This is a genomic window from Mycobacterium basiliense, assembly GCF_900292015.1.
Classification (GTDB): domain Bacteria; phylum Actinomycetota; class Actinomycetes; order Mycobacteriales; family Mycobacteriaceae; genus Mycobacterium; species Mycobacterium basiliense.
In genome coordinates this window covers 5,337,249-5,363,740 of the sequence record NZ_LR130759.1, presented here as the reverse complement: position 1 = coordinate 5,363,740, position 26,492 = coordinate 5,337,249, and the positions used below count along the sequence as shown (strand labels likewise).

The 26,492-nt window shown below is 64.5% G+C and carries 27 protein-coding genes and 1 pseudogene; 19 read left to right on the top strand and 9 right to left on the bottom strand.

All coding sequences use genetic code 11. The annotated features are described in order from the left end of the window. Nucleotide 1 precedes the first annotated feature (1 nt). The 10 genes from MB901379_RS22800 (at nt 2) to MB901379_RS22755 (ending at nt 11,873) form a co-directional block, all read left to right on the top strand. A complete protein-coding gene (locus MB901379_RS22800) occupies nt 2-1,546 on the top strand; it encodes an MlaD family protein (RefSeq protein ID WP_158018669.1) in 1,545 nt (514 codons plus the stop codon). Then, nucleotides 1,543-2,598 (top strand): MlaD family protein, encoded by a 1,056-nt coding sequence (locus MB901379_RS22795; RefSeq protein ID WP_158018668.1) that lies wholly within the window; start codon nt 1,543-1,545, stop codon nt 2,596-2,598. The genes MB901379_RS22800 and MB901379_RS22795 overlap by 4 nt, the downstream gene beginning before the upstream one ends. Further along, a complete protein-coding gene (locus MB901379_RS22790; RefSeq protein ID WP_158018667.1) occupies nt 2,591-3,637 on the top strand; it encodes an MlaD family protein in 1,047 nt (348 codons plus the stop codon). Before MB901379_RS22795 ends, MB901379_RS22790 begins: the two co-directional genes overlap by 8 nt. Continuing rightward, nucleotides 3,634-4,749 carry an MCE family protein gene (locus MB901379_RS22785; protein ID WP_158018666.1) on the top strand — a complete coding sequence of 372 codons (1,116 nt, stop codon included), beginning with the start codon at nt 3,634-3,636 and terminating at the stop codon, nt 4,747-4,749. Before MB901379_RS22790 ends, MB901379_RS22785 begins: the two co-directional genes overlap by 4 nt. Then, nucleotides 4,749-5,972, top strand: coding sequence for an MlaD family protein (locus MB901379_RS22780; protein ID WP_158019389.1), 1,224 nt, complete (start codon nt 4,749-4,751; stop codon nt 5,970-5,972). The genes MB901379_RS22785 and MB901379_RS22780 overlap by 1 nt, the downstream gene beginning before the upstream one ends. After that, nucleotides 5,969-7,219: an MlaD family protein gene (locus tag MB901379_RS22775; RefSeq protein WP_158018665.1), complete on the top strand. Its 1,251-nt coding sequence runs from the start codon at nt 5,969-5,971 to the stop codon at nt 7,217-7,219. The genes MB901379_RS22780 and MB901379_RS22775 overlap by 4 nt, the downstream gene beginning before the upstream one ends. Before the next feature lie 34 nt (nt 7,220-7,253). Beyond that, entirely contained in the window at nt 7,254-7,991 is a 738-nt protein-coding gene (locus MB901379_RS22770) for a tetratricopeptide repeat protein (protein ID WP_232021942.1), read from the top strand. A 25-nt stretch (nt 7,992-8,016) separates the two neighbouring features. Next, the gene (locus MB901379_RS22765) at nt 8,017-8,808 is read left to right on the top strand and encodes a mannan-binding lectin (protein WP_174237126.1); all 792 of its coding nucleotides are present in this window, start codon (nt 8,017-8,019) and stop codon (nt 8,806-8,808) included. A 171-nt stretch (nt 8,809-8,979) separates the two neighbouring features. Next, nucleotides 8,980-10,476, top strand: a complete 1,497-nt coding sequence (locus tag MB901379_RS22760; RefSeq protein WP_158018663.1) for a flavin-containing monooxygenase — start codon at nt 8,980-8,982, stop codon at nt 10,474-10,476. 47 nt (nt 10,477-10,523) lie between these two features. After that, a complete protein-coding gene (locus MB901379_RS22755) occupies nt 10,524-11,873 on the top strand; it encodes a WS/DGAT/MGAT family O-acyltransferase (RefSeq protein WP_158019388.1) in 1,350 nt (449 codons plus the stop codon). Here the strand turns inward: MB901379_RS22755 and MB901379_RS22750 are convergent. Continuing rightward, on the bottom strand, nt 11,868-12,893 hold the full coding sequence (locus MB901379_RS22750) for an AraC family transcriptional regulator (protein ID WP_158018662.1): 1,026 nt from the start codon (nt 12,891-12,893) through the stop codon (nt 11,868-11,870). The genes MB901379_RS22755 and MB901379_RS22750 overlap by 6 nt on opposite strands. A gap of 183 nt (nt 12,894-13,076) precedes the next feature. Between MB901379_RS22750 and MB901379_RS22745 the strand changes: the two genes are divergently transcribed. The 3 genes from MB901379_RS22745 to MB901379_RS22735 are packed head-to-tail and all read left to right on the top strand — an operon-like array spanning nt 13,077 to nt 15,842. After that, complete coding sequence (locus MB901379_RS22745) at nt 13,077-14,435, top strand: WS/DGAT/MGAT family O-acyltransferase (protein ID WP_158018661.1); 1,359 nt, start codon at nt 13,077-13,079, stop codon at nt 14,433-14,435. Between the two features lies 1 nt (nt 14,436). Continuing rightward, nucleotides 14,437-14,919 (top strand): NUDIX domain-containing protein, encoded by a 483-nt coding sequence (locus MB901379_RS22740; RefSeq protein WP_158018660.1) that lies wholly within the window; start codon nt 14,437-14,439, stop codon nt 14,917-14,919. A 17-nt stretch (nt 14,920-14,936) separates the two neighbouring features. After that, nucleotides 14,937-15,842: a haloalkane dehalogenase gene (locus MB901379_RS22735; RefSeq protein WP_158018659.1), complete on the top strand. Its 906-nt coding sequence runs from the start codon at nt 14,937-14,939 to the stop codon at nt 15,840-15,842. Here MB901379_RS22735 and MB901379_RS22730 read toward each other — a convergent pair. Then, nucleotides 15,839-16,924 carry a DUF2330 domain-containing protein gene (locus MB901379_RS22730; RefSeq protein WP_158018658.1) on the bottom strand — a complete coding sequence of 362 codons (1,086 nt, stop codon included), beginning with the start codon at nt 16,922-16,924 and terminating at the stop codon, nt 15,839-15,841. The genes MB901379_RS22735 and MB901379_RS22730 overlap by 4 nt on opposite strands. 81 nt (nt 16,925-17,005) lie before the next feature. On the opposite strand from MB901379_RS22730, the gene MB901379_RS22725 reads away from it, so the two are divergent. Beyond that, nucleotides 17,006-18,250 carry a cytochrome P450 gene (locus tag MB901379_RS22725; protein ID WP_158018657.1) on the top strand — a complete coding sequence of 415 codons (1,245 nt, stop codon included), beginning with the start codon at nt 17,006-17,008 and terminating at the stop codon, nt 18,248-18,250. A gap of 21 nt (nt 18,251-18,271) precedes the next feature. Here MB901379_RS22725 and MB901379_RS22720 read toward each other — a convergent pair whose 3' ends face one another. From MB901379_RS22720 to MB901379_RS22710, 3 genes are all read right to left on the bottom strand, one after another. Then, nucleotides 18,272-18,742: a hypothetical protein gene (locus MB901379_RS22720; RefSeq protein WP_232021941.1), complete on the bottom strand. Its 471-nt coding sequence runs from the start codon at nt 18,740-18,742 to the stop codon at nt 18,272-18,274. A gap of 68 nt (nt 18,743-18,810) precedes the next feature. Beyond that, nucleotides 18,811-19,710, bottom strand: coding sequence for an alpha/beta fold hydrolase (locus MB901379_RS22715; RefSeq protein ID WP_232021940.1), 900 nt, complete (start codon nt 19,708-19,710; stop codon nt 18,811-18,813). Between the two features lie 90 nt (nt 19,711-19,800). Continuing rightward, a complete protein-coding gene (locus MB901379_RS22710) occupies nt 19,801-20,877 on the bottom strand; it encodes an ATP-dependent DNA ligase (RefSeq protein ID WP_158018655.1) in 1,077 nt (358 codons plus the stop codon). A 37-nt stretch (nt 20,878-20,914) separates the two neighbouring features. Here MB901379_RS22710 and ligD point away from each other — a divergent pair, with 37 nt between their 5' ends. The 3 genes and pseudogenes from ligD to MB901379_RS24905 all read left to right on the top strand — a co-directional run. Further along, nucleotides 20,915-21,946, top strand: a complete 1,032-nt coding sequence (ligD, locus tag MB901379_RS22705) for a non-homologous end-joining DNA ligase (protein ID WP_158018654.1) — start codon at nt 20,915-20,917, stop codon at nt 21,944-21,946. A gap of 10 nt (nt 21,947-21,956) precedes the next feature. Continuing rightward, complete coding sequence (locus tag MB901379_RS22700) at nt 21,957-22,367, top strand: hypothetical protein (RefSeq protein WP_158018653.1); 411 nt, start codon at nt 21,957-21,959, stop codon at nt 22,365-22,367. Between the two features lie 49 nt (nt 22,368-22,416). Then, nucleotides 22,417-22,680: pseudogene (locus MB901379_RS24905) on the top strand (adenylate/guanylate cyclase domain-containing protein); the annotation flags it as partial. A gap of 10 nt (nt 22,681-22,690) precedes the next feature. On the opposite strand, the gene MB901379_RS22690 reads toward MB901379_RS24905, so the two are convergent. Further along, nucleotides 22,691-23,845 (bottom strand): zinc-binding dehydrogenase, encoded by a 1,155-nt coding sequence (locus MB901379_RS22690; RefSeq protein WP_158018651.1) that lies wholly within the window; start codon nt 23,843-23,845, stop codon nt 22,691-22,693. A 140-nt stretch (nt 23,846-23,985) separates the two neighbouring features. Between MB901379_RS22690 and MB901379_RS22685 the strand changes: the two genes are divergently transcribed. Then, nucleotides 23,986-24,369 carry a PPOX class F420-dependent oxidoreductase gene (locus MB901379_RS22685; protein WP_158018650.1) on the top strand — a complete coding sequence of 128 codons (384 nt, stop codon included), beginning with the start codon at nt 23,986-23,988 and terminating at the stop codon, nt 24,367-24,369. 37 nt (nt 24,370-24,406) lie between these two features. After that, a complete protein-coding gene (locus MB901379_RS23930; protein WP_162334293.1) occupies nt 24,407-24,544 on the top strand; it encodes a hypothetical protein in 138 nt (45 codons plus the stop codon). Between the two features lie 16 nt (nt 24,545-24,560). Here MB901379_RS23930 and MB901379_RS22680 read toward each other — a convergent pair whose 3' ends face one another. Genes MB901379_RS22680 through MB901379_RS22670 form a run of 3 tightly spaced genes read right to left on the bottom strand, consistent with a single transcriptional unit; the run spans nt 24,561 to nt 26,483 of the window. Next, entirely contained in the window at nt 24,561-25,538 is a 978-nt protein-coding gene (locus MB901379_RS22680; protein ID WP_158018649.1) for an NAD-dependent epimerase/dehydratase family protein, read from the bottom strand. 56 nt (nt 25,539-25,594) lie between these two features. After that, the gene (locus tag MB901379_RS22675) at nt 25,595-26,269 is read right to left on the bottom strand and encodes a cutinase family protein (protein WP_197717843.1); all 675 of its coding nucleotides are present in this window, start codon (nt 26,267-26,269) and stop codon (nt 25,595-25,597) included. A 40-nt stretch (nt 26,270-26,309) separates the two neighbouring features. After that, entirely contained in the window at nt 26,310-26,483 is a 174-nt protein-coding gene (locus MB901379_RS22670) for a CsbD family protein (protein ID WP_158018648.1), read from the bottom strand. Nucleotides 26,484-26,492 lie beyond the last annotated feature (9 nt).

Here is a 26,492-nt window from a genome sequence, read left to right as displayed (position 1 = left end):
CATGGCCGGGTTGAGGGGTAAGCCAAGTTCCTTTGAGCTGGACGGCCGCGGACCCTCGGACCGGCAGCTGTTCGCCGGCGGAGTGACGGTTGTGGTTATCGCGGCCCTGCTCACCGTGGCGCTGGCGGCCAAATCGACCGGCCGGCTCAACGATTACGTGCGTGTCGTGGCCGATCTGGTCAACGTCGGGGACGGCCTTCCAAAAAAATCCGACGTCAAATATCACGGCGTGCTGGTCGGAATGGTCGACAGTGTGGTCCCCGCAACCAACGGGCGACCCAACCAAGTCCACATCAACCTCAAACCCGAATACGCCAAGTCGATCCCCGGTGTGGTGACCGCTCGCGTCGTCCCCAGCAATGTCTTCGCCGTCTCATCGGTACAGCTGGTGGACAACGGTCCCGGACCGAGTATTCGTGCCGGAGTGCACATTCCCGAAGACACCCGGCTGCCGACCGTGCTTTTTCAAACCACGATCACCAAGCTGCGCAGCCTGCTCGCCGCGGCCGGGCGCGGCCGGGAGGACAAGTCCGCTGGCATCATCGCCGCGTTGGCCGCGGCGACCGATCACCGTCGGGTTACCCTGCTCAACGACGGGGCTCATCTCAATCACCTTATCGAGCAGCTTAATTCGATTGTCAGCGCCGACCCCGGTCCCTCGACGGTCTCCGCGCTGATCGACGCGGCCCACGGGCTGGCCGCCACCGCGCCCGATCTGCTCGACGCCCTGCACCAGGCGGTGGAACCCATGCAGACCATCGCCGATCGCCGCAGTCAATTGGCCGGATTGTTGACCGGAGCCAATCACACGGTCGCAACCACGCGCCAATCCCTCGACAATCACCTTGACCAGTTGATCAGCATCACCACCGATCTCACGCCCGTGCTGGGGGTCCTGGCGCAAAAGTCGGACAACTTCCTGCCTGCGGTCATCAAACTGGATAACCTGGCCGACAAGTTTATGGACGAGGTCTGGATTCCAGAAGCCGGCGTCGGCAACATGCGAGTCAACCTCTCCTTCACCCCCAGCTACTCGTACACCCGCGCCGACTGCCCGCGATACCGTGATCTCAAGGGGCCGAGCTGTTTCACCGCGCCCCTGGTCGTGGTTCGACCGGATCTGCCGGAAGTGCTACTGCCACAGAACTATCAGCCACCTCAGGATCTCGCGCCGCCGCCGGGAACCGTTGTCGGCCCGGACGGCAACCTGGTCGCAGTCGGTCCCCCGTTGATCAATCCGAACCCGGACTTGACCGATCCCAACCCGCCCCTACCGTCGTGGGTTACTCCCGCGCCGCGGGTGCCGGGAACGGCCGACCCCGACGACGCGCCGGCACCCGTACCCACGCCCGGGCCGGCCGGATCGGCGGCACCAGCATCCTTTGGCGGCAATGTCGGTCCCGTCGGCAGCCAGCACGAGCGCAACGTGCTGGCCCTCATTACCGGCCGGCGGCCCAACGTCGCCACCCAGCTGCTGCTGGGTCCACTGGCGCGCGGAACGACGGTGTCGCTGGCCGGTTCACACCCGGAGGAGGGACCCAAATGAAGTTTCGCGGCCCGCTCATCGGTCTCTCCCTGTTCATGACCGTCGCCATGACCCTGAGCTGGTTGGTGTACGTAAGCCTGCGACGCGATGTGGCCGGCAAGGCGGTGCCGTATTCCGCGGTATTCACCGATGTGTACGGTCTTCGAGTCGCCGACGACGTTCGGATCGCCGGAGTTCGCGTTGGCCGCGTCGAAAAGATAGATCTCGAACGGAAATTCGCGAAAGTCACCTTCGTCGTGCAGCAAGACCAGCGGCTGTTCGGGAACACCGTCGCCTCGGTGACGTATCAAAATATCGTTGGACAGCGTTACCTCGGGCTGTCGTTGGGCAAGGCCGGCAGTGTCGAACCGCTGCCGCCGGGTAGTGTCATTCCGCTGCAACGCACCGAACCGTCGTTCGATGTCGGAGCCCTGCTCAACGGCTACGAACCGCTGTTTAGTCTGTTCGACCCGCGCGCCGCCGACAACCTCACCAAGGGCATCATCGCGTCGCTACAGGGCGACACCTCGTCGGTGGCCACCCTGATTAGCCAGACATCCACGCTCACTGAGGCATTCGCCGGCAGGGATGAGGCGCTCGCCGATGTGATCACCAGTCTCGCCCAGGTTATTCACAACCTTGCCGTACAGAACGACAACCTCGACAACGTCATCTCGCAAACGCACCAGGTGGTGTCCGCGCTGGACCGTCGACGCCCCGAGCTGGTCTCCTCGGTGGGGTCCCTCGCACGGGTGATGGGCCGGTTGTCGGTGGCCGCAGACGACGTGTACCCCTCGCTGAGCGAGTTGATATCTCGGCAGCCCGGAGTCACCAGGCACATCCTCGATGTCGAACCTCAGGTGGCGTTCTTTGGTGACAACATTCCGCTGCTGTTGAAGGGCTTGGCTCGGGTCACCGGCCAGGGCGCCTACGGCAAGGCCTACGTGTGCGATGTGAATCAGTTCGGATTCTTCCCGGGTCTCAACGATGTCGTACCGATCATCGTCAATGCCGCCACGCCCGGAAACAAGGCGTGGCACACCCCCCGATGCAGGAACATGGCTGATGGCTGACTCGAGGGCGTCGCGGCGTTGCAGAAAGCGTCCGCTGGAGCGTTATAACACGACGTGGCTTGGGTTTACCGCGGTCGCGGTTATTGCGGTACTGATCGGAGTCATGCTGTTAATCCGTACCCTCGGCGTGGGGTACCGGCACTACACGGCAGAGTTCCTTCAGGCCGCCGCGCTGCGAGCGGGAAACCCGATCGTGATCGCCGGCATACCGGTTGGTGCGGTCACCAGCATGAAGCTGGTCGGTGATCACGTCGAGGCGGGACTGAAGGTTCGCAACGACGTCGTGCTGGGCAAGGATTCCAAAGCGGTCATCAAGGTTGCCACCGTCCTGGGTTCGCGTTATCTCGCACTCGAGCCCGACGGCCCGGCTTCCCTTTCGGATAACACGTTCGATTTGGCGCACACCGAGGTTCCCTACGATCTGCAAACCGCGCTTCGGGACGCGACAACGACTTTCGAACAGGTCGACTCGGACAGATTTGCACAATCGCTGGGAATCCTTGGCAAGCAACTGGAGCGGTTGCCCGCGGAGGTGCCGCAAGCCGTCGCGAACATCGACACCCTGTCATCGATCATCGCCGCGCGGCGTGACCAATTGGGACAACTGCTGGCAAGCACCGAACAGGTCACCAACACGTTGCGCAATCAGCAAGCCAACGTCGGCAACTTGATCAATCAGGGGCAAGACCTACTGCGCGAATTCGTCGCGCGCCGGGCGACGTTCCACGCGATGATGCACTCGCTGAACGGTTTGGTCAACACCCTGAGCAAGCTCGTCATCAACGACCGTGCCGGCCTGGATGCCCTGCTCAGAGACATGCGCGATTTCACTGACCTGCTAGCTCAACACGACGATCTGCTGCGCAACACGCTGCAAGTCACTCCGATCGTGTTGCGGGGCGTTGCCAACGCCACGGGCACGGGCAACGCGCTCGATTTCAACCCTGCTAATAGCCTGCTCGTCGACTCCTGGATGTGCGCAATCAGCGGTCGCGCCCAACAGTTCGGGATGATCCCGTACTTCAAGGACTGTAAATGAACGGGCGCCGGGTCAAGTCTTCGGCAATCGTGGCCATGGTGGCGGCGGTCATTGCCGCGATCGGCGCCGGGTGGTGGTACCTGGCGGCCAAGAGCGAACCGATCACGCTGACAGCACAATTCGACAGCGCGGCCGGCTTGTACGAAGGAAACGTGGTGGCGGTGTTGGGAATGCCCGTCGGCAAGGTCACCAAGATCGTCCCCAAGGGCGGCTACGTCGAAGTCGTCTTCACCGTCGACAGAAGAGTCAAGATCCCCGCAGCCGCCCAAGCCGTCACGGTGTCGACGTCTATTCTCACCGACCGGCAGATCGAGCTGACCCCGCCCTACCGCGGCGGCCCGATGCTGGCCGACCACGACACCATCGGCCTGACCCGGACCAAGACACCCGTCGAATTCGGCCGGGTGCTGGGTGTGCTCGACAAGCTGACCAAGTCGCTTCAGGGCGACGGCCACGGTGGTGGACCCATTGCCGATGTGCTCAATGGTGGCGCCGATGTCGTCGACGGGAATGGGGCAAAGATCAAGAGGGCACTCGATGCTCTGTCCAGGGCGCTGAAATTGAGCAGCGACGGTGGCGCCCAGACCCGCGAGCAGATCACGACGATCATCAAGAATCTCAGCGCGCTCTTCGAAGCCGCCGCCGCCAACGACACGCAGCTTCGCGATTTTGCGTCAACGATCCATCAGGTCAGCCGGATTCTGGCGGACGAGGACATCGGGAGCGGCGATACCGGGAAGAGACTCAACCAACTCATCCAGCGGGCAGGCGACGTTCTCGAGGCCAACCGTGACACCATCAGACGCGCGCTACTCAACGGCAATACCCTGTCGACAACGGTCGCCGATCAGCAACGCGATATCGCCGAGACGGTTGATCTGGCTCCAATGGTCACCGACAATGTTTACAACGCCATCGATCGGGCCAACGGCTCGATCCGTGCGCGGTTCCTCGCCGATCGCTTGATATTCGACGGCCAGCTCACCAAGGAAGTATGCAACTTGATGGGTTTGCGGCAACTGGGATGCAGCACCGGAACCCTGCAGGACTTTGGACCTGATTTCGGGCTGACCTATGTGCTAGACGGCATGGCGGCGATGGGACAGCGATGATGATCACAAGCAAGATCGCCGCCCTCGCGATAGCGACGACCACCGTGGTCTTCACCGCGGGATGCGCCACCAACGGCCTTGGCAGCCTGCCACTTCCGGCTCCCGGACTGGGCTCCGGCGGCTATGAGCTGACCGCGGTATTCGGCAACGCGCTGAACCTGCCGATGAAGGCCAAGGTCAAACTTGCCGGCGCCGACATCGGCCAGGTCACCTCGATGGTTGCGCGCGACTACACGGCTGTCACTACATTGCGCATCGCCAACGGTGTTCGACTGCCGCGGGGCACCACCGCCGAGTTGCGTACGGCGACACCGCTGGGCGATGTGTTCGTGGCATTGCAGCCACCAACCCCCGCCGATGTTAACGCGCCGTTGTTGCGGGGCGGCGACACCATCGATTTGGGTTCGACGGCGGCGGCCGCGACCGTCGAGGCGGTGCTGAGCTCGGCGGCGATCCTGGTCAATGGTGGCGCGGTACGCAACTTCACCAACATCATCAATGGCTTCGGCCGGGCTACGGGCGACCAGGGCCAGGCGCTCGGGGACCTGATACGTAAGGCAAATCAGCTGCTTGGCACCCTCAGTTCACGATCTGAGCAGATTTCCACAGCGTTGGCCGAATTGGCGCGCTTGGCAGAAGAAATCGACGCAAAGGACCGCACCATCGCCGAATTGATGGCCGTGGCAGGTCCGGCCACCAAAGCCCTGGCCGCGAACACGACCGAACTTGCCGACCTGGTCCGGCAAGTGGGGGATACCTCCCATCTGTTGGCCAGGTTTCCCTCAATAGGGGGAACCGACCCCAGCGGCCGAAGCATAATAGGCGACTTGAATACGATCGCCCGCGCCGCGAACGATGTCGCAGTAAGCCCGGAGACAAGCTGGCTCACCCTGAATCGGATGATTCCTGCACTGATCAAATCCACGTCAGGCGAAGCAATTTCGGTGCGAGTCAGCGTCGACCGGTTGGTGCTCGGATCAATACCCGACATCGGGTACGGCGGTGACATCGGGCGACAGGGGCCACGCCGCTATAACTGGGCGCAGTTCATTGGTTCGTTGAAGTACACCTTGTGGCGTCTGCAGGAAAGGGTGGTCGGACGCGGACCGAACTCGCCGCAGCTGCCCGTGGTACCCGACCCGAACGTACCGGCGGGTGTTGAGTTCGCCCCGCCGCCCACCGGTCGATCACCCGGCCCGCAGCCGACAGGACCGCAGCGATGATCACGACCGCCGCCAATGCCGTCGTCGCGTTCGTACGGGCCGCTCATCGTCGGCGGACCTGGCTGTCGGTGGCGGGACTGGTGGCGACCTTGGTCGTGGCAACCGCCTACCTGCTGGTCGGAACCCTACGTGCGAGCCCCTTCGACTCCACCTACCGTGTCACGGTAAAGCTGCCGGAATCCGGTGGCCTGCTACCGAATCAGGACGTTACGCTGCGCGGCGTGCGCGTCGGCCGCGTGCAGTCACTGCAGATCACCGACAGCGGCGTTAACGCCGTCGCCACCGTCACGTCGCGGGTAAAAATCCCGGCTTCCAGCGGCGTTCACGTGTCAGCGCTGTCGCCGGCCGGCGAGCAATACCTCAACTTCGAAGCGCAATCCGATGCGGGACCATATTTGCACGACGGCAGCGTCATCGAGTTGGGGCGGTCCACCGTCCCGCTCAGTTTGGCCCAGTTGCTCGGTGATGCCGACGGGATGCTGGCGCAGGTCGATCCCGGCAAAATCGAGCTGATCAAGCAGGAATTGAGCCTGAGCAGCGAGGGACCGCGAAAGCTGGCCGCTCTTGTCGACGGGGGGTCCTTGCTGCTCTCCACCCTCGATTCGGTGCTGCCCGAAACCACCAGCATGCTCAGGACCAGTCGTGTGGTACTGACCATGGCCGCAGATAAGAACGCCGGATTGGCTGCGGCCACAGTCGATCTCAACCGGACCCTGGCCGGCCTGGCTGGGATGCAGGGCGGCTATCGGCGCCTGACCGAGCAGACACCGCACACCCTGTCGGCGGTCGACAGCATGTTCGCGGACAACTCCGAGACCATGGTCGCGCTGCTGGGCAGCATGGTCACCGCCGCGCAGCTGCTATACCTGCGGGTGCCCGCACTCGACGCGCTATTCCCCAACTATCGTGGATCGGCGCTGGATGCACTCGCCAGCATCATTCATGACCACGGCGCATGGGGGACGGCCGATCTCTATCCCCGCTACGCATGCGACTACGGCACACCGGCGCACGTGCCTTCATCGGCTGACTACCCCGAGCCCTTTATGTACACCTACTGCCGCGATACCGACCCGGCGGTGCTGATCCGGGGAGCCAAGAATGCGCCACGGCCCGGTGGAGACGACACCGCCGGCCCGCCACCCGGTGCCGACTTAGGCAGACGGACCGATCCAACACCGAAGGGACGCTACACAATTCCAACTCCCTATGGCGGACCCGTGCTGCCGATCGAACCACCTCATTGACAATTGGCCCACTTCCAAAGAGAAGGAGCAGAGTGTGGCTGCGACGACCGGAAAACACCTCAATACCGAAGCCGATCCGGAAGCCGACGGGGAGGAAAATGCCGAAGCGGTAAGCGATGATGTCGCGTTGACCGACACCGACACTGGCGGACATGCCGAGGACGCCGAAACGCCGGGCGACCCCGATGATTCCAATGACGCCGATGATCCCAATGGCCCGGAGTCGGAGAACGACGGCGAGCTCTTCACCACCAAGCGCGGCGACAGCGACCCGGACAGGCATGGCCTGCGGCGGTGGGGGCGGCGTGTGCGCCGAAGCGCGCTTCCGGTGTTACTCGTTGCTTCACTGTCGGTTTCCGGGTTCCTGGGCTGGCGGCAGTGGCAAGCCCACCAAATCAAACTCGCCGGCGAGCAAGCTCAACAAGCGGCCATCAACTACGCGCAGGTGCTCACCAGCATCGATTCCAACAATGTCGACGAAAACTTCCGGCAGGTGCTCGACGGTGCGACGGGCGAGTTCAAGGACATGTACACGCAGTCCAGCGTGCAGCTGCGGCAGCTGCTGATCGACAACAGGGCGACCGCACACGGAGTGGTGGTGGACTCGGCCATCGCCTCGGAATCGATGGACAAGGTTGTCGTGCTGGTCTTTGTCGACCAGACGGTGACCAACCTGGCGGTGCCAGATCCGCGGATCGACCGCAGCAGGATCAAGATGACGATGGAGAAGATCGATGGCCGCTGGCGGGCAAGCAAAGTCCAGCTGCTCTGAACCGACCGGTCGGAACCAGCCCATGGTGATCCAGCGCCTCGTCGCGACGGTGTCCTTGGTGGCGGCGTTTGCAGCGGCGACCCTGTCCAATGCGTTCACCGCGCATGCATCGGCCGCGTCGTTTTGTGGCGAGTTGGCCGGCGAATGGGACGGCCAGTACTGCCACACCACGGCGGTCTCCGAACGCAACGCCGTCCGCGACATCAAAGTCGCCGTACCCGGCGAGCTGGTCGACAACCCGACCGCGGGCCCAGTGGTTCGGGACTACCTACGCACCCTGGTCAACAACTGGCGGACCGCCAACGCTCGCATGGTCGCGGACAGCTTCGGTGAGGAGAACTACCAGGTTTTTGAACACGCCGGCCTACTGAGCGTGGTGTTCCACGAGGTCTACCACGCCGACGGGCCCAAGCCCAACAACGCCTACCGCACCTTCGCGTTCGACCTGGCCGCCGGCAGGCGAGTGCAGCTTGCTGATCTGACCACGTCGGATCCGCTCACCGCTATCCCACCGCTGGCACGGCCGTTCGTCGAGACTGCGCTCGATCAGGCTCCGCCACTGCATGACCCGGGAACGTACCCATTCGTCATCGATCGCTGGACTCCGGACAAGGTCTATTCCGGTGCCTACCGGGCGTGGGCGCTAGCGCCCGGGGAATTGATTCTCTACATGCCGGACTACCCGGTGGGTCATGACGAACCGGTCAACTTCACCCCGGGAGTGATGCAGTGGTACCTGGACGGCGGGACCGTTCAAGCGCACATCCCGCTTTCTGCCCTCAGTTCGGTGTTGCGTCCCGAGTTTGTGGCCGGCTAGGAGCGTTGCTGTTCCGCTGGACCCGCCGAGCGTGTCCTGAAATGTTAAAAACCTGTCTTCTATTGTCAAGACCTGGGCCCCTGTGCCGCCGCAAAGTGTTCTCAGTGGTTAATCCCACCGCTCTTCGGACACCGAGGTCCCCAGGGCAACCCAACCCGAACAGGACACGAAATGAACTCCAGCATCGAACACGTCGACGTGTTGATCGTTGGCGCCGGCATCTCAGGCATCGGCGCTGCCTACTACCTGCAGAGCATGCGGGCGGGCACGACGTTCGCGATCGTGGAGGCCCGCGCAGACATTGGCGGCACGTGGGACCTGTTCCGGTATCCGGGGATCCGCTCGGACTCCGATCTGCACACGTTCAGCTACGAGTTCAAGCCGTGGGAAAACGAGAAGGCGATCGCCAGTGCCGGCGCCATCATGTCCTACCTGCGAGAAACCGTGGTCGAGAACGACATCGCCAAGTCAATCCGATTCGGGCACAAAGTTATCGACGCTTCCTGGTCCTCTGCGGATGCCCGCTGGCTGGTGCAGGTCGAGCGGGTGGCAACCGGCGAACACGTGACCATGAGCTGCCGATGGTTCTTTTGCGCCAGCGGCTACTACCGCTACGACGAAGGCTATACGCCGGAATTCCCCGGGCGGGAGCGGTTTACCGGACAGATCGTGCATCCGCAGCATTGGCCGCAGGACCTGGACTACCGCGGCAAGCGAGTGGTGGTCATCGGCAGTGGCGCGACGGCTGTCACCTTGGTACCGGCCATGGCCGAGACCGCCGGGCACGTGACCATGCTGCAACGTTCACCGACGTACATCCTGCCGGTGCCGTCGGAGGACCGCATCGCCAACACTCTGCCCAAGCTGGTCGGCCGCGATCGAGCCTACGCCGTCACCCGGACGAAGAACGTCGCCAAACAGCGGCTGGTCTGGCGGCTCTGCCAGCAGTACCCTCGGGCTGCCCGGCGCCTGATTCGTTACCTCAACGCCAAGCAGCTACCGAAGGGCTATCCGGTCGACGAGCACTTCCGGCCCTCCTACAACCCCTGGGATCAGCGGCTGTGCGCGGTGCCCGACGCCGACATGTTCAAGGCCATCCGTGCCGGTCGAGCGTCGGTGGTCACCGACGCCATCGACACCTTCACCGAGCGGGGCATCCGGCTGCAATCCGGGCGCGAGTTGGAAGCCGACATCATCATCACCGCCACCGGTCTGAACCTGCTGGCCTTCGGCGGCATCAAGCTCTCGGTGGACGGCGTGGCGGTCAACGTTGCGGAAAAGGTGGCATTCAAGGGCTTCCTGCTCAATGACGTCCCCAACTTCGCCTACATGTTCGGCTACACCAACTCGTCATGGACGCTGAAGGTCGGGCTGGTATGCGAACACTTCTGCCGGTTGCTGGCCCATATGGACAGGAACGGTCACACCATCTGCTACCCGCAGCTGCCCGCCGAGATGCCGACCCGGCCGCTGTTGGAAGTTACTTCCGGCTATGTCCAACGAGCGGCCGGACTGTTCCCCCACCAGGGCGCCGAAGGAGTATGGCGTACCTGCATGGACTACCGCGCGGATCGAAAGATGTTGCGCGACGGCCCGGTCGACGATGACCACCTGCAATTCGCAACGTCGGCCACCACCAGCACCCGAGAGCTGGCATTGACGGGCTGAGAGGCGGCGACGGCCCGAGCACTGATGAGGAGCACACGATGGAACTGATGTCACCGGTCGACGCGCTGTTCTTGTCAGCGGAATCGCGCGAGCATCCGCTGCACGTCGGCTCGTTACAGCTGTTCGAGCCGCCCGCCGGTGCCGGACACTCCTTTGTGCGCGACACCCACCAGGCGATGCTCGAGTGCCGCGACGTGGCCCCGCTGTTCCGCAAGCGCCCCACCTCTTTTCACGGCGCACTGACCAACATCGGCTGGTCCATCGATGACGACGTCGACCTCGGCTATCACGTCAGGCGCTCTGCGCTGCCGGCGCCGGGGCGGGTGCGCGAACTGCTGGAGCTGACCTCGAGGTTGCACGCCAATCTGCTCGATCGGCATCGTCCGCTATGGGAAACGCATGTGATCGAGGGCCTCACGGATGGGCGATTTGCCATCTACTCGAAGATGCATCACGCGCTGATCGACGGCGTGTCGGGGCTTGCGTTGATGCGCCAGTCGCTCCCGGCGGATCCCGCCGACACCGACTTCCGCACGGCCTGGACGCCGGGACCCGCGCGCGAGCCGCGCGGTCAAGACCTTCGCGGACGTCTGCAACGAGTTGGGGGCATGCTGGGATCCGTTGCCGGGCTGGCCCCGTCGACGCTGCGGTTGGCGCGGTCTGCGCTGCTCGAACAGCAGCTGACCTTGCCCTTCGGGACCCCGCGCACCATGCTCAACGTTCCCGTCGGGGGAGCCCGGCGCTGCGCGGCGCAGTCATGGGACCTCGATCGGATCATCACGGTCAAAGACGCTGCAGGGGTGAGTCTTAACGACGTCGTATTGGCGATGTGTGCGGGTGCGCTGCGCGCCTACCTTGATGACAACGAGGCATTGCCGGACACACCGCTGGTGGCGATGGTTCCGGTGAGTCTGCGCAACGACCGAGACGCGGTTGGCGGCAACATGGTCGGTAGCGTGCTGTGCAACTTGGCCACCCATCTCGATGATCCGGCGGACCGACTTGCCGCCATCCACACTTCGATGCGTGCCAACAAGAAGGTGCTGTCGCAACTACCTCGGGCCCAGGCGTTGGCGCTGTCCTTGCTGTTGCTGAGTCCGGCCGCGCTCAACGCCCTGCCCGGGTTGGCCCAGGCGACGCCGCCGCCGTTCAATGTGTGCATCTCCAACGTTCCCGGTGTGCGCGAGCCGCGATACTTCAACGGCGCCCGGCTAGTCGGCAACTATCCGATGTCGCTGACGCTTAATGGTCAGGCGCTCAACATCACCTTGACCGGCACTGCCGACTCGCTCGACTTTGGGCTCGTCGGCTGCCGCCGCAGCGTCCCGCACTTGCAGCGGGTGCTTGGTCACCTGGAGACGTCGCTGAAGGAACTCGAGCGCGCAGTCGGTCTATGACGCATCGAATTTCCGCGGCGATTTGGATCGAAGACCCCTGCGGTAGGCCGCCGGGCCCGCTCCGAACCAGCGTTTGCACGAACGAGTCAGCACGCTTTGCTCGGCGTAGCCCAGCTCACGGGCCAGATGCGACAGGCTGATTGCAGTGGTCCTAAGGTAGCGATCGGCGGCCCCTTTGCGGACCTCGTCGACGAGTGCGGCAAAGGTAGTGCCTTCGTCGGCAAGCCTGCGTTGCAATGTTTTTGGATGCAGATGGAATTGCTCGGCGACCACATCGACCGTCGCCGCCCCGGTGGGCAGTAGCTGGCGAACGATGGTGCGCACCGATTCGACGATGCCGGCGCCGAGCGGGGTGACGCTGCTCAGGTAGTCGACCACGGCGCGGTGGGCGATGTCGTCGCGATTCAACGGCCGGCTCAGGTCGGTGGTACGAACGGTGAATCCGCTCCTGGGTTGGGCAAAGTGCGGTGTACACCCGAAGTACCGCACGTAGGCGGCCGGGGGAGTCAGCGGGTCGTGGGGCAGGTGCACCGCCAGAGGGGCGTAGTCACTGCCCAGCAGCAGGCGGAAAACACCGAGCGAAACGCCCAGGGCCAGTTCGATCGTTTGGGGGCACGGGATCGCCTCGTCGAGCAGGTACTCGATGGCGACGAATGACCTGTGTGGATGGTCACCCGGTGTGATCTGGATGGAGATCACCGGACTGTAGGCCGCCATGAAGGTGTCGAAGATCGCTAGGGCGTCGGCCACGGTCGCGGCGGTCCGCGCCGCCACGCCCACCGGACCCAGTATCTCGATGCCTTGCCGCCGGGCCAATCGCCGGCCGAAATCCGCTGTGGCCGTGGACTCTGCGGCCGATTCCATCGCTCGGATGGCCGCACGGAACGGGATGAAGGCATCGTAGTTGCCGACGTCTTGGTCCCGGATGCCGGCCGCGCGCAGCAGGCTGGTCGGGTCACCGCCCAACTCGGCAACCAGACGTGGGTAGTTGGACAGCCCGGTCCCGCGCACCACGGACATGCCGTTGACCCTGGGCACATTGCGTCGGTGTGTCAAGCGCTTCAGGTGGTGACCAGCGCAGTCGGGAAACCGGCGCCGGCGTAAACACCGCTGGGATAGGCGGGCGCCATGCTTCCAATGCGCCGTGTGTGGTTTAGCCGGACGGGCGCGCCGACGCCGAGCAGGCGGGTGTCTAATGAGGGGATGGAATTGATGATGCCCACCGACTCGATGTTTCTATTTGCCGAATCACGGGAGCATCCCATGCACGTGGGTGGCCTGTCGTTGTTCGAGCCGCCGGAGGGTGCCGGTCCGGACTTCGTCCGGAACTTCTACGACGCGTTGGTCGCCAACGAAGAATTCCAGCCGACGTTTCGTAAACATCCCGCGACGATCGGCGGCGGAATCGCCCGGGTGGCGTGGGCCTACGACGACGAGGTCGACATGGACTACCACGTGCGGCGCTCGGCGTTGCCCTCGCCTGGCCGGGTTCGTGACTTGCTCGAGCTGACCTCGAGGTTGCATACCAGCCTGCTGGATCGCCATCGCCCGCTGTGGGAACTGTACGTGGTGGAGGGGCTCAGTGACGGCCGGTTCGCCATGTACACCAAGATGCACCACGCCATGATCGACGGCGTCTCGGCGATGAAGTTGATGCAGCGCACGCTTTCGGTCGACCCGGACGACGCCGAGGTGCGCGCGATGTGGAACCTGCCTCGGCCGCCGCGCCCACCGGCGGCCGCTTCCTCACCGCTGAATTCCGTGGTCAAACTGGCCGGATCGGTTGCGGGACTTGCCCCTTCGACGTTGAAGCTGGCTCGTGCCGCGCTGTTCGAACAGCAGCTGACGCTCCCGTTCGCCGCGCCGCGCACCATGTTCAACGTCAAGATCGGCGGAGCGCGCCGGTGTGCCGCGCAATCCTGGTCGATGGAGCGCATCAAGGCCGTCAAACAGGCGGTCGGAGTCACCGTCAACGACGCCGTGCTGGCGATGTGCGCGGGTGCGCTGCGCTACTACCTGCTCGAACAGAATGCGCTGCCGGACGCGCCGTTGATCGCGATGGTCCCGGTAAGCCTGCGCTCGAAGGACCAGGCCGACAGCGGCGGCAACCAGGTCGGCAGCATCCTATGCAACCTCGCCACCAACGTCGAGGATCCCGCGGAGCGGGTCAAGACCATCAGCGCCTCCATGAGCGGCAACAAGAAGGTGCTCTCCGAATTGCCGCGGCTACAGGTGTTGGCGTTGTCGGCGGTGAACATGGTGCCACTCACTCTGGCGGGGGTACCGGGCTTTCTGTCGACCATGCCGCCGCCCTTCAACATCGTGATTTCCAACGTGCCGGGCGGTGGCGAGCCGCTGTATTACGGGGGAGCCCGGCTGGACGGCAGCTACCCGCTGTCCAACATCCCCGACGGCCAGGCGTTGAACATCACGGTGGTGAACAACGCGGGCAATCTCGATTTCGGGTTGGTCGGCTGCCGACGCAGCGTGCCTAGCTTGCAGCGTCTCCTGCTGCACCTGGAGGCGTCGCTGAAGGATCTGGAGCAGGCCGTCGGGGTCTAGCTTGCCCAGGCTCAGCGCGGGTGTGCTGTTACACCGGGCCCGCCGCGGCGTCGTCGAGGTCTTCATCGCCCATCCTGGGGGCCCGTTCTGGGCCCGAAAAGATGCCGGAGCCTGGTCGATCCCGAAGGGTGAATACACCGACGAAGATCCATGGCCGGCGGCCCAGCGCGAGTTCTGCGAGGAGATCGGTGTGCCCGTCCCGGACGGACCACGAATCGATTTGGGTCAAGTCAAGCAACCCGGCGGCAAGGTGGTGACCGTCTTCGCCGTGGGATGCGAACTCGACATTGCCGAGGTGTGCAGCAACACCTTCGAGCTGGAATGGCCCAAGGGATCGGGCACGTGGCAGGAGTTTCCTGAGGTTGATCGGGTCGGGTGGTTTCCGGTGGCGCAGGCACGAGCCAAGCTGCTCATGGGACAGCGCGAATTCCTGGACCGATTGATGGCCGATCCCTCGGTGACGGGCCTGGACGAGGGTTCCTAGGGCGTATGTTCTCGGGTATGCAGACATTGCGGACACCCGAGGAAAGATTCGCCAATCTAGTGGAATTCCCTTACCCGCCAATGTATTGCGAGTTGCCAGATGGTGAGGGTGGACAGTTGCGGGTGGCGTGGGTGCACGACGGTCCCGACGGTGCCGACCCGGTGCTCATGTTGCATGGCGAGCCGTCCTGGTCCTATCTGTACCGCAAGATGATTCCGATACTGGCCTCCGCGGGCCATCGGGTCATCTGCCCCGACCTGGTGGGTTTCGGTCGCTCCGACAAGCCCACCCGGCGCGCCGATCACACCTATGCGCGTCATGTGGAATGGATGCGCGCCCTTGCCTTCGACGTGCTGGACCTGACCAACGTGACACTGGTCGCCCAGGATTGGGGCGGGCTGATCGGGTTGCGCTTGGCCGCCGAACACCCCGAACGTTTTGCTCGATTGGTCGTGGCCAACACCGGGCTGCCCAACGGAGACCAGCCGATGGCAAAGGTATGGTGGCGCTTCCGCGAGGCGATCCAGAACGCACCCGACCTGGACATCGGCTGGTTTGTGCAAGGTGGTTGCCGCACGCAGCTGAGCGACGCCGCGCGTGCGGGTTATGACGCGCCGTTTCCCGACGACGATTACTGCGCCGGGCCACGCGCCATGCCTGGCCTGGTTCCGACATCACCCGACGACCCGGCGGCGACGGCCAACAAGACCGCCTGGACGAAACTGAGCGTGAGCCCGACGCCCATGCTGGTGGCCTTCAGTGACAGCGACCCCATCACCGGGCCCATGGCTGAGATCTTCCAGCATGCGATGCGCGGTGCGCAGGGCATCGATCACCCGGTGGTGCGCGGCGCCGGCCACTTTTTGCAAGAGGACGCCGGCGAAGAGCTGGCCAACTACATCGTGGAATTCCTGCGTCGCTAACCCGGGCGCGGTGGGCCGCCGATCACCGCGCCCGGCCCACGATGCCGCACGATCAGCAATATGACCGCGCCGGCGACCGGGATGGCCAGCAACAATCCCGCCAACAGCAGTGCCACCACCGGAATGGTGACGTGGTCGTAGACGACAATCGTTTGCCGGTAGGCGTCGTCGGTCGGCGCATTGCCGAAGGCGAAATCCGACGAGATCCGCGAGGTCTGGTAGACGTCCACCGCGGTCTTGGTCAGATAGGAGCCACGGTTCGCGGCCAATTCCCGCAGCAAAGGGTCATGGACGAGATTGCCAACATCGCCGGCAAATTGGACCTCGGTGTTCTGTGTGGTCTGGTCGGCATCGATGCGTTGCTGACGGTGGTCGGACAAGGTAAAGATGACCACATGTTGTGGGTCCTGCGCGGCGACCGAGAGCCGCATGGGATAGACCAACTGTGACGAACGAAATGTCAGCCGCACCGGGCTGAGCCCGCCCACGATGGGGGTGGTGCTGGTCAACCGCATCGCAACGAACGCCCATCCGTCGCGCACATAGGGATCCAATGCCGCTGCCACTTCCGGCCGGATGGCGTACCCGTTGTCGGCCAGCCACTGCCGCAGGCCGGTCAGGTCGCCACCGGCCAGCGTGGTGGCCTCCAGCGGGCCCAGGTGTACCTGATTGACCACCACGGGATCCCGCCCGGCATGCGTCGCCTCGCGCTGCTTGGCCCCGCCGAACCCGATCCCCACGTTCCATCGGCGTTGGTGCCGGATCTGAGGTTCGGTCAAAGTGTCCAATTCCAGGAAGGTGGCCTGGTCGCCCGCGGCGACGATCGCCGGGTTGGGTGTGGGGACCACCAAGGCGATGTTGTCCGTCGTGGTGTCCATCGTCAGCTGCATGACGATGTTCTCCGTCGACCCGTCCCAATGCGCTAGTGCAACTTCACGATTCATAGTGGCCTGGACACCGCCGGGAGCGATCGCCGCACCGCACGCGCATGCCCGCCCGGGCGCGGCCAGCAACGTGGCCATGGCCGCAGTGGCCATGAGAACGATGACAAGCCCCAACCGGCACACCCCTAGCACGGCCATGCCGCCGATGCTACGCGGGGCTGCGACGCCCGCCACCCCTTTCAAACGCAGCTCCCATGAACGCGCAGGCACAATGTCAACATGACGACTGGGCATCTGGAGCACACCGAGCAAACCGAACCGCAGACATTGCTGCTGCGGTTGCTGGACCCGGCAATCCGGGCCGACCCGTATCCGGTGTGCGCGCAGCTGCGCGAATACGGACCGTTGCACCTGCCAGAGGCCAATCTGATGCTCTTCTCTAGCTTTCAGGACTGCGACGAGGCGCTTCGGCACCCCGCATCGAGCAGCGATCGGGCCAAGTCGACGGTGGCCCAGCGCATGATGCGGGAGCAACCGACGCTGCGGGATGAGTTGCCGCCAGCTTTTCTGTTTCTCGATCCGCCGGACCACAGCCGGTTGCGCAAGCTGGTCAGTAAGGCGTTTGCACCCAAAGTGGTGAACGCGCTACGGCCCGAGATCAGCGCGTTGGTGGATGGATTGCTGGACCGGATCGCCGAAAAGCAGGTTTTCGACGTGGTCGACGACTTTGCCTACCCGCTGCCGGTGGCGGTGATCTGCCGGCTGCTCGGCGTGCCCATCGAGGACGAGTCCCAGTTCAGCGATGCCTCGGCGCTGTTGGCGCAGTCACTGGACCCGTTCCTGGCGTTCACCGGCGAGTATGCGGCCACCTTGAACGAATCACTGGAGGCGGGTATGTGGCTGCGCCAATACCTGCGTGACCTGATCGAGCTGCGACGGTCGGGACCCGGCGACGACTTGATGTCGGCTCTGATCGCAGTGGAGGAGTCCGGCGATCAGCTGACCGAGGAAGAGATCATCTCCACCTGTATTCTGCTGCTGGTGGCCGGACACGAGACCACCGTGAACCTGATCGGAAACGCCGTCTTGGCCCTGCTGCGCGACCGTCGGCAGTGGGGCGCATTGGGCACCAACCCCGGACTGGCGTCGGCGGTCATCGAGGAAACCTTGCGCTACGACCCCCCTGTGCAACTGGTCGGCCGAATCGCCGCCGACGACATGACGATTGGGCGGGTGGAGGTGATCCGGGGTGACGTGATGATCTTGCTGCTGGCGGCCGCGCACCGTGATCCCGCGGAGTATGACCGGCCCGATGTTTTCGATCCGCTTCGGGGATCGCTGCGGCACCTGGGATTTGGCCACGGCGCGCACTACTGCCTGGGCGCTCCGTTGGCGCGGCTGGAAGCCGGTGTCGCCCTGTCGGCGATCACGGCTCGCTTTCCCGACGCGCGGCTAACAGATGAACCGGCCTACAAATCGAACGTCACGCTCCGCGGTCTGCAGGCGCTGTCGGTCGCGATCTAAGCGCGAATCGCGGGGTGGCGACTAGATGTTATCGGGGCTTTCGGGGTTTTCGCTGTCGTCGCCGTCCTCCTCGGCGGGAGGCGTCGCGGGCGCGGCCAAGATGATGGAAATCGGTATCGGGGTTGTGATCTCGAATTTACCTTCTTCGTCGTAGTAGGCGCCGATTGTGTATTCGCCCTCGGTCTCGATCGGGAATGAGAGTTCCTGGGTGAAACACCGGTATTTGGATGCTCGATTGGCTTCGTCCGGCCAGTGCCAACTGGCTCGAAGGTATCCGCGCGGCACTCCTGCCGGGTCTTTGCACACCACGTGCAGTTCCGGGTCGTAGTCGCCGCCCACGGGCGCATGCACCACCAAGACGATGGGAACCTTGGCCCACAACGGAATCTGATCGACCTGAAACCAGGTCATCGGTATGCGGGTGGCATTGATCGCACCGTGTTCGTCCAGCGCCGCCGTACCGGCAACGAACAATGTGGATACGTGCAACATCAAGTCATCTTAAATTGCGGCCAATACTTGAATCCGTACGTTGGAATTCTTGGCGCGCCGCGCTGCTGCTAGCGGATGCTGTGCAGGAATTCGATCGTCACTTTCGACAGCTGGGTCGGTTGCTCGGCGACCATGCAGTGGCCAGCGTGGTCGATTTCCACCCGACTGGCGCGGGCCCCCATCCGGGCCTGCAGGTCTCGGGATTTCTGTGGTGGCGCGATGAAGTCCTGCAGGCCCTGCACGATGAGAATTCTCGCGGTGCCGCCCAGCTGGTAATCGGCGACTGGTGTTGTGGTTGAGGCGGCCCACTCGCTGACGCCACCTCGGGTGTACCAGCCGGTGTACCAGACTCGGGGATCGTTACCGGGTGCAAAAAATCCCTTCTTGACCGCGGCCTGGAAGCGGTCGACCGGTGCGTTGTCGTCGATCACGGTGTTGAGGATCTGCAGCGCCTCCGGCTCGGGTGTTCCGGCGCCGGCTGCCCACAGGGTCAGCGATCGCACCAACTGCGGATGATCGACCGCGACCGTGCGCATCACCCGGTTGCCATAGTCGTGGCCGATCAGGTGCGCCGACGTGGCGCCCAGCGCGGCAACCAACGCACGCACATCGTCGGCCAGATCGTGCAGGGTGATGTCCCGCAGCCGCTCATCGGAGTTCCTGGTGGCCCCGATCCCACGTGGGTCAAAGCTCACCACGCGGTAGCCCGCACGGGCCAGCGTGGGCAGCACGATGTCGTAATCCAGGGCGCCGCGGGCCAAACTTGGGTGAATCAGCACCAGCTCGTCACCGCCGCGCGCCTCGCGGGTGGCTATCCGCATATCGCTGACATCTACGACACCGGGAATGATCTCGATTCGGGCTCTTGCCGGGCCCGAATCCTGCTCCCCGCGCCCACACGCCGTCGCGGCCATCAAGCCGGAGCCGACCGTGAATCCGGCCAACCCCAACCCCAGCGCTGAGAACACTTCTCGTCGTTTCTGCACATCACACTCCACGTATCCGACACAGCCACGAACCACCATCCCCGCCGAAGCCGGCGTCGGCAACTTCGCCAGCTAGGGCGCCGTGCGGGCGCCGAGGCCGGGCACGATGTCGCCCAGGCTGAACGTCACCGGCTGTTCGAGCTGGGCGTAGGTGCAAGAGCGCGGATCGCGGTCGGGGCGCCACCGGTTGAACTGTGCGGTGTGGCGAAACCGCGCGCCCTCCATATGGTCGTAGCGCACCTCCACCACGCGCTCTGGTCGCAGCGGCACGAAGGAAAGGTCTTTGCCGGCGTTCCAGCGAGAGAACTCGTTCTTGCGGGGAGTGCGCTCGCCGGCTTCGTGGGCGGCCCAGTTCCACGGATGGTTGTCGAAGTCGGTGACTAGCGCCTGCATCTCGGTGAACAACTGCCGACGCCGCGCCATCGGGAAAGCGCCGATCACACCGACCGAGGCGAGTTGCCCATCCGGCTGGTAGAGGCCCAACAGCAGTGAGCCGATCGCGTCCGGACCGGACTTGTGCACCCGATACCCGGCGACCACGCAGTCGGCGGTCCGCTCGTGCTTGATCTTGAACATGACGCGCTTATCCGGCTGATAGGTGATGGTCAGCGGCTTGGCGACCACCCCGTCGAGGCCGGCGCCCTCGAACTCGTCGAACCAGCGCTGTGCCGTCACCAGATCGGTGGTGGCCGGCGTGACATGGATCGACGGGCCCGAGCCGACCGCGTCGACCAGCGTCGCGCGCCGCTCGCTGAACGGCCGCCCGGTGAAGTCCTCGTCGCCGAGGGCTAGTAGGTCGAAGGCGATGAACGAAGCCGGCGTGTGTTCGGAGAGCATCCGCACCCGCGAGTCAGCCGGATGGATGCGCTGTTGCAGCGCCTCGAAATCCAGGCCGTGATCGGTGGCGATAACGATCTCGCCGTCGATGACGCAGCGCTGCGGCAGTTCGGCCTGGACCGCGGCGACCAACTCGGGGAAGTAGCGGGTCATCGGCCGCTCGTTGCGGCTGCCCAGCTCCACCTGATCATGGTCGCGAAAACAGATGGACCGGAAGCCATCCCATTTTGGCTCGTATGACGCATCCGGCGGAATGGTCTTGACCGACTTGGCCAGCATCGGCGAGATCGGCGGCGTGACTGGTAGGTCCATTGCCCCATTGTTGCCTGCGGCATGCTGGAATCCAGATATGGCTGCTGCAGCGGAAGAACTCGACGTTGACGGTGTCGCGGTCCGGGTGACCAACCCGGACAAGGTGTATTTCCCGCGGCTGGGGTCGAAGGGCACCAAGCGTCGGCTGATCGAGTATTACCTGGCCGTAGCGACCGGCCCGATGCTGACCGCACTGCGGGACCGGCCGACGCATCTGCAGCGCTTTCCCGACGGCATCGATGGCGAGGAGATCTACCAGAAGCGGGTGCCCCAGCACCATCCCGACTACCTGCAGACCTGCCGGGTGACGTTCCCGTCCGGTCGCACCGCCGATGCGCTGCGGGTGACCCACCCGGCCGCGATCGTGTGGGCCGCGCAGATGGGCACCATCACGCTGCATCCCTGGCAGGTGCGCTGCCCCGACACTGAGCATCCCGACGAGTTGCGCATCGACCTGGATCCGCAGCCCGGCACCGGCTTTGTCGAGGCGCGCTCGGTTGCCGTCGACGTGCTGCGTCCGCTGCTCGACGAACTCGGCCTGGTCGGCTACCCCAAGACCTCCGGGGGCCGCGGTGTGCACGTGTACTTCCGGATCGCCACCGACTGGGACTTCATCCAAGTGCGCCGTGCCGGCATCGCGCTGGCCCGCGAGATCGAACGCCGCGCCCCCGAGGCGGTCACCACGTCGTGGTGGAAGGAAGAACGCGGCCAGCGGATTTTCGTCGACTTCAACCAGAATGCGCGCGACCGCACCATGGCATCGGCATACTCGGTGCGGCCCACCCCGATTGCGACCGTGTCGATGCCTTTGACGTGGGACGCACTTGCCGATGCCGACCCGGATGACTACACCCTTGCCACGGTGCCCGATCTGGTAACGGCGCGCAGCGACGACCCCTGGGCCGGGATGGACGACGTCGCGCAGTCGCTTGTTCCGCTGCTAGAGATGGTGGAGGCCGACGCGGAGCGCGGGCTTGGTGACCTGCCGTATCCGCCGAACTATCCGAAGATGCCGGGCGAACCTAAAAGGGTGCAGCCGAGCCGGGACACCGACCTCAAGGGGGGCTAGCATCGGCCCCATGGCGCTGACCGTTCCGCCGACCACGCAGCGCGACTTAGAGGGCTGGGCCGACTACACGGCCCCCATCGTGCTGACGCCAGCGGCGGCCGCCGACGTGTCGCCAGGCTGCGGTGATCCGGCGTTGGCGGTCATCGGGTTCTACGCCGCACTGATGCGAAACGATGACGTGACCGGCTACCTGCTCACACCTGACGACAATGTCATGGTGCGCAAGCTCGAGACCTTGCGCAGCTGGACCTTTCGCAGGCTTGAGGTGCGGTCCGTTCGGTTGCGGGGCAGTCGCAAGGCGACCATTCGCATTGCCGTCGAGATCGATGTGGATGGCAAGCGCGACGACGGGACCGACGAGATCAAGCTGCAGCGCGACGGCGACGACGGGCCGTGGCGGATCGAGCGTCCGCCGACCTAGGCGATCCGTAGGCGCCCGGGTCCTAACCCGGGAAGACGGACACTCTGGGTCCGGCGACGACATCATGGCGATGTTCGGCGCGCCGACCGACCTTGCGGACCATGCGATCCGCGCATGGTTGGCCGCACTGGCCATTCAGGATGAGACGCGGCGGCTGGCCGGTGAAATCGAGCACCGCGACGGCGTCGCCCTGCAACTTCGGGTCGGCCGCAATTCCGGCCAGGTGGTTGCCGGCGAAATCGGTTCCGCCGCTTTGGGATACACCGCGATTGGTGAGCAGGGCGGTATGGCTCAGCGGATGGAGTCGGCGGCCGGCTACCCGGCTATGGGGCCTTGACTTCACTCTTGGGGTCGATGAGGATCTTCGCGTGCGCCTCCGGGTCGCCGAGGGCCTCAAACGCGGCCTCCACGCCGGGCAGTCCCACCCTGCCGGTGATGAGCGGCGTGGCATTGATCTTCCCGTCGGCCAGCATGTGCAGCGTGTCGCGGAATTCGATGGGGGTGTAGCCGAGCACAAACCGCAGATCGATTTCTTTGTTGATCGCCATCGCTGGGCGGATGTGGTCTGCGCCCATGCAAACTCCGACGACGACGACCCGCGAGAACAGCGGTGCGCTGGCCATGATGGTATCGATGACTCCTGGGACGCCGACACACTCGAAGATGATGGGGTGCTTGGGAGCCGCAGCCCCGACCGCTTCGGCGGCGCGCCACACGTGCCACCAGGGCAGCCGCAACCTATGCAGCTTTTCGACCGTGCCGAGCGCGAGGTCGAACGCGTCGATGATGCTGTGCACGTGTCCCTTCCCGTGTTCGTAGGGCGAGTCCCGAGTGGGGTCGACGACGACGTCGGCGCCGCAGGCGGTTGCCAGCGCGCGCCGGCCCGCTGAAAAGTCGCTCGCGATCACCATCCGTACTCCGTGCGTCTTCAGCATGCAGATCACAGCCAGTCCGATTGGCCCGCAGCCGATCACGATGGCAACGTCACCTTTACCCACCTCGCCACGCCGCACGGCGTGCCACCCGACGGCCATCGGCTCGGTCAGCGCGGCGATCTCGGGGGCCAATCCATTCGGCACGGGGAAGGCCAGCGCCTGCTCGACGAGCAGCTGTTCGGCGTAGGCGCCCGGTGCCAGCGTGGACAGCCCGATTCCGTGCACCTCGTCACCGCGTCGCAACAGCGGCAGGGCAACCACAGGGGTACCGGGCCGGGGCGTCTTGCGGGTGCGTGGGCCGTGGTCAACCACCTCGCCGCAGAATTCGTGTCCGAACACGACCTGTTGACCCGACCGCATGAAGGCGTCGTACCCCGATTCGGCCATGACATCGGCAAGCTCGTCGCAGTGCTTGCGGGCATGCAGATCCGAACCGCAGATGCCGCACCGGAGCACCTCGACCAACAACTGTCCCTTGGCCGGCGTCGGGGTTGGTTGATCGACTACCTCGAGCTTTGCGTTGGTACAGGTCACCGCCCTCATCGCAGAGTTCCTCTCCTCGACCAATGCAGGTCGACCCTAACTCGCTGCGCGCGTGCGCTGAAGTTGCGATCGTCACGATTAACGTGGGCGCATTTGGATATTGTCTTTTGTGACATTCACCCACAGAGCGGAAGAGTCGCGTGGCTGCCAATTTTCGAGACGTCATCAAGTCCAAGTACCTGCTGTTGACCACTTTCACCAAAGACGGCCGGCCCAAACCCACCGCCATATGGGGGGTGCCCGACGGCGACCGGCTGCTGGTGATCACCGATGACGGATCGTGGAAAGTCAAGCGGATCCGCAACACGCCGCGAGTGACGCTCGCCAAGAGCGGGGCGTTGGGCAAGCCCAAGGGCGAGCCGGTCGAGGCCGTCGCCCGGGTGTTACCCAAGTCGGAGACCAAGCGGGTCTACAACGCGGTGCTGAAGCGCTACTGGTATCACGCCTGGTGGTTCTATCCACACTCGCTCGTGCGCGGCGGAATCGACAAGGTCCACATCGGTCTTGAGGTCAAGTCCGCCTGACGGCCGCCCAGCTCGGGCACCTGTCACGATGGATCGTGTGACCTCCGCGATTGTGGCGACGCTGGCGCTGTTGGGGATCGGCATTGTGACCAACGAACTTCTTCGGTTACGAAGGTGGCTGAAGAATTCGCCCGCCGAGGGGGACGACGCCGAGCCTCCCGATGAGCCGACGTGAACCGAACCGCGCGCGGCTAGCGGCGCAGGGCCGCGACGGTATCGGAGAGAGTGACGCGCGGGTCCCGATAGATGATGCCGAGTTCTTTTTCGCTCGGTGAATCATCGGATTCCGGCATCTGGGTGTAGTACTGCATTCCGGCTGCGGTGAACGGATTCTCGAAGGGTAGATAGGGGCCGGCGAGGTCGAGCAACGAACCGGCAACTCGCAGCACGGTGTCCGGGACCGGGAAGGTCAGCATGGGGGTGTTGGCGACCTGTTCGAGCATCTTGGCCAGCTCGGCCACCGGAATCCGGTGCCCGCCGACCATGTATCGCCGCGGCCCCATCCCGGGCTCCAGCAGGGCCGCGTGCACCGCCGCCACATCACGGACGTCGATAACCAACCACGCGGCCCGCCGGCCGGGAATCGTGTGAATCTGTAGCGCCGCCTTGACCCCTTCGCCGGCCTCACCGAACTGGTTGCCCACGGGCGGACCAAGCACCATGCCCGGATAGGTGATATTCACCGGTGCGCCGGCGTCCTGCAAACCGCGAGCATAGATTTCGACTTGCGCCTTGGACGTGCCGTAGCCGTCGGTGCCACCGACAACCGGCAGGTCCGCCGTCAGCCTTTCCAAATCCGGATGGAACAACGCGGTGAAGCTCGACACATGCACGATCGGATCGAGTCCGAGTTGCACGGCCTGGCCAAGGACGTTGCGGGCACCCTCCATGTTGGTGCTCTGCATCCGCGGGGTCTGGCGTGGGTCGGTTGCGACCAGGGCGGCACTGTGGACGACGGCGTCGCATCCGGTCAACGCCTCACGCACCGAGTCGCGATCCTTGATATCGCCGACGACGAAGTCGGAAACGTCGACGCCGAGTTCGGCCACCGACGTGTCCAGCTTCGCGGGATTGCGGACCAGGAAGCGGACCGAATGGCCCTCGTCCGCGATGGCCCTGGCGGTCCAGCCGCCGACAAATCCGGTGCCCCCGGTTACCAGTACGCGCATACTGTGATTCTGCCCGGCGCGCCCCCGGTGGTATCCCCGGGGGCGCCGCGGTCGCGTTAGAGGTGGCTGGCCGCGAAATCTGCGCCTTGGGACGTCATTCCGTTCACCACGTAGGCCGCATGGGCGGCGGGGTTGTTCCCCGCTCCGCAGATGCCGTCGCCATCCGCGCACAACTCGATCGTCTTGGGCTGGTAGAGGGGCCCGATGACGATTGGCGGCGCTCCGTATTGGTTGAGGAAGTCATCCGACGGCGTCCCGAACAGCGTGACCGCCGCAACGTGGCTGGCGATTTCCGGCGGCATCGGCTCGGGTACCGCAGCGGCGGGAACACCCGGCGGCACGGCGGCCGAGGTGACGTAGCCGGCCACGGCCGCACCCTGCGAGTACCCACCCAGCACTTCCTTGGTGTTGGGGCAGTTCGCCGCCGTCGCTTCGATATGAGAGCTGGCGTCGCGAATCCCCGCAATGACCGTTTGGGGGAAGTCAGGGTTGGAGAAGTCGGTGCTGGCCGGGTAATTGATCGGGTATACGGCAAGCGATCTGGAGCCGATCTGCGAACGCAGCGCCTCCACAAACGACCCGCCGATGCCACCGACGCCCGGTGGTTCTCCGGTACCGCGGGCGAACAACACCTCGACGTCGGGGCAGGGTTCGGCGGCCGCCGGCGGGGCGGGCATGCCCAGCATCGCCGACACACTCACCAGCATCGCCACCACAGCGCTAACGGCCATCCCGCGGCGGTGGACTCGCCGTCGTCGTGACGTGTCTGGACTACTTTCGGAGAGCATCCTTAACCTTCTCACCAGCGTCTTTCAGGCTCGCCTTGGCCTGGTCGAGGCGACCTTCATCCTTAGTGTTCTTGTCTCCGGTGGCGTGCCCGATGGCTTCTTTGGCCCGTCCACCCAAGTCCTCGATCTTGTTCTTGACCTTATCTTCAGCGCTCATGCGTTTTGG